2 protein-coding genes and 1 pseudogene are annotated in these 1,846 nt (G+C 44.6%); 2 read left to right on the forward strand and 1 reads right to left on the reverse strand.

Features of this window, described 5'->3' with window-relative positions:
* A pseudogene (locus tag JF818_RS03135) lies at nucleotides 1-354 on the reverse strand (alpha-glucosidase); the annotation flags it as partial.
* A gap of 73 nt (nucleotides 355-427) precedes the next feature.
* Here JF818_RS03135 and thpR point away from each other — a divergent pair.
* Both thpR and JF818_RS03145 read left to right on the forward strand, forming a co-directional pair.
* Entirely contained in the window at nucleotides 428-943 is a 516-nt protein-coding gene (gene thpR / locus JF818_RS03140; protein ID WP_198890529.1) for an RNA 2',3'-cyclic phosphodiesterase, read from the forward strand.
* Nucleotides 944-999: 56 nt separating this feature from the next.
* Nucleotides 1,000-1,776 carry a class I SAM-dependent methyltransferase gene (locus JF818_RS03145; protein WP_198890530.1) on the forward strand — a complete coding sequence of 259 codons (777 nt, stop codon included), beginning with the start codon at nucleotides 1,000-1,002 and terminating at the stop codon, nucleotides 1,774-1,776.
* The last annotated feature ends 70 nt before the right edge of the window (nucleotides 1,777-1,846 follow it).

Below are 1,846 nucleotides of genomic sequence, written 5' to 3' on the forward strand. Positions count from 1 at the left end.
ATGAAATACTCCCCCAGGGCCGCCGTTTTCCCCATACACCTGGTTAATGCCGTACTGTTGGGCGATCGTCCAATCCTCATCCCAGAGCTGAAAACGATTTCCCACCTCGATGGAGATGACCACTACATCACAACCCTGCAGTGCTTCCTTACGGTCAGTGGTTGCCTCAATGGTAAAAGGGAGATTATTCGCTTCGACAAATGCGTTGGCTTTGTTATAGACCTTCTTTAACGCTTCTGCATTGATATCAACCAAACTGATGGTACTTCCCACCAATGTTTTACTTTGCATAATATCGCCAAGGGTACCAAGCCCAAACTGTGCACTGCCTGCCCCAATAAGAACTATCTTCATGATTTTCTCCTCACAACACTATACTATGCTTTTTTCTGGCTACAAAGACTTTGTTTCATAGTATACTCTCTCCATGAGACTCTTTTATGCACTGCTGTTTCCAGAGAGCACTTTGCAACAGCTTACATCCATCCAGAACACCATTGTTCCTTATCTCTCTAAAGGAAATCCAACGAGCAAAGGGAATCTCCATCTCACCCTTGCCTTTCTCGGAGAGCAGGATGAGAAAATCCTTCCTTTGCTTGGAGACATCCTTGAGGCAATGCCCAAAAGAGAGGTCGAAGTCCTGTTCAATCATCTAGGAACATTTCCCAAGCAGGGAGGTGACATCATCTACAGTGGGATAGCCCATCATACAAGATTGTTTCAATTACAGAAGACACTTATTGCCCTATTGCAAGAATACCACGTGGTTTTCAAGGACACCCGTTTCAAAGCACACATTACACTCTTTCGAAGAGCTCGCTTTAAAGAACTTCCCGATATGCCTCTCTTTTCCAGTAAGGCAAAGAGTATTGCTCTTATGCAGTCACATCGCGTACAAGGAGTTCTTACCTATACTCCTCTCATTTCTAAAACAATACAATAAATACAGTTGTATTTTATCTCATTGCAAACTATACCCTTCCATGCTACCCTCCACACATGGATACATATGTTGAGCACAATGCACGAGCTTGGGATAGTGAAGTTGAAAAACACACCATCTGGACAGATGGCTGCACTGAAGAACAGATAGAGAAAGCACGAAGAGGAGAATTGGATATGGTTCTCTCTCCGTTCAAGCAGGTCCCTCCATCCTGGGTCAGTGGTGTTAAAGGAAAAAAGATCCTTGCCCTTGCCTGTGGTGGTGGTCAGCAAGCGGTTCTTCTTGCACTCGCTGGTTCAGAGGTAACCCTGTATGATATTTCAGAAAAACAACTTGCACAGGATGCATCCTATGCTGAGCGACTCCAACTGGAAATGGAATTCGTCAAGGGAGATATGCGGGACCTCTCCTGTTTTGCAGACTCCACGTTTGACATGATATACAACCCAACCTCCACATGTTTCATTGATGAGGTGCACAGCATGTATCAACACTGCTACAGGATCTTGAAGAAAGGTGGGCGAATGCTTACCAGCATCACCAACCCAGTGCTCTATCTCTTTGACGAAAAGAAAGCCTTAAGAAACCACCTCCAGGTGAAATACACCATCCCCTACTCTGACTTGAAAAGCCTTGGGAAAAAGGAGTTGGAAAAGCGTATGAGAAAACATGATACCATTGAATTTTCCCATACGTTGCAAGACCTGCTTGGAGGGCTTACGGACTGTGGGTTTCATTTAACGGGTATCTACACCGACACGGCAGGATTCATGATGATCGACAGTTATATCCATGACTGCTATCTTGCAGTTCGTGCAGAGAAGAGCTTGTAGGGTACAAACCCATCTGTGTATACTAAGGATATGGAAAACTATTTTGCACGATTACTACTCTCCAGTGAAC

Source organism: Sphaerochaeta sp. S2, assembly GCF_016406725.1.
In the GTDB taxonomy this organism is placed as follows: domain Bacteria; phylum Spirochaetota; class Spirochaetia; order Sphaerochaetales; family Sphaerochaetaceae; genus Sphaerochaeta.

What these genes read in the sequence shown, in the direction of transcription:
- thpR (WP_198890529.1), top strand. Translation starts at nt 428, where the DNA reads ATGAGACTCTTTTATGCACTGCTGTTTCCAGAGAGCACTTTGCAACAG.
- JF818_RS03145 (WP_198890530.1), top strand. Translation starts at nt 1,000, where the DNA reads ATGGATACATATGTTGAGCACAATGCACGAGCTTGGGATAGTGAAGTT.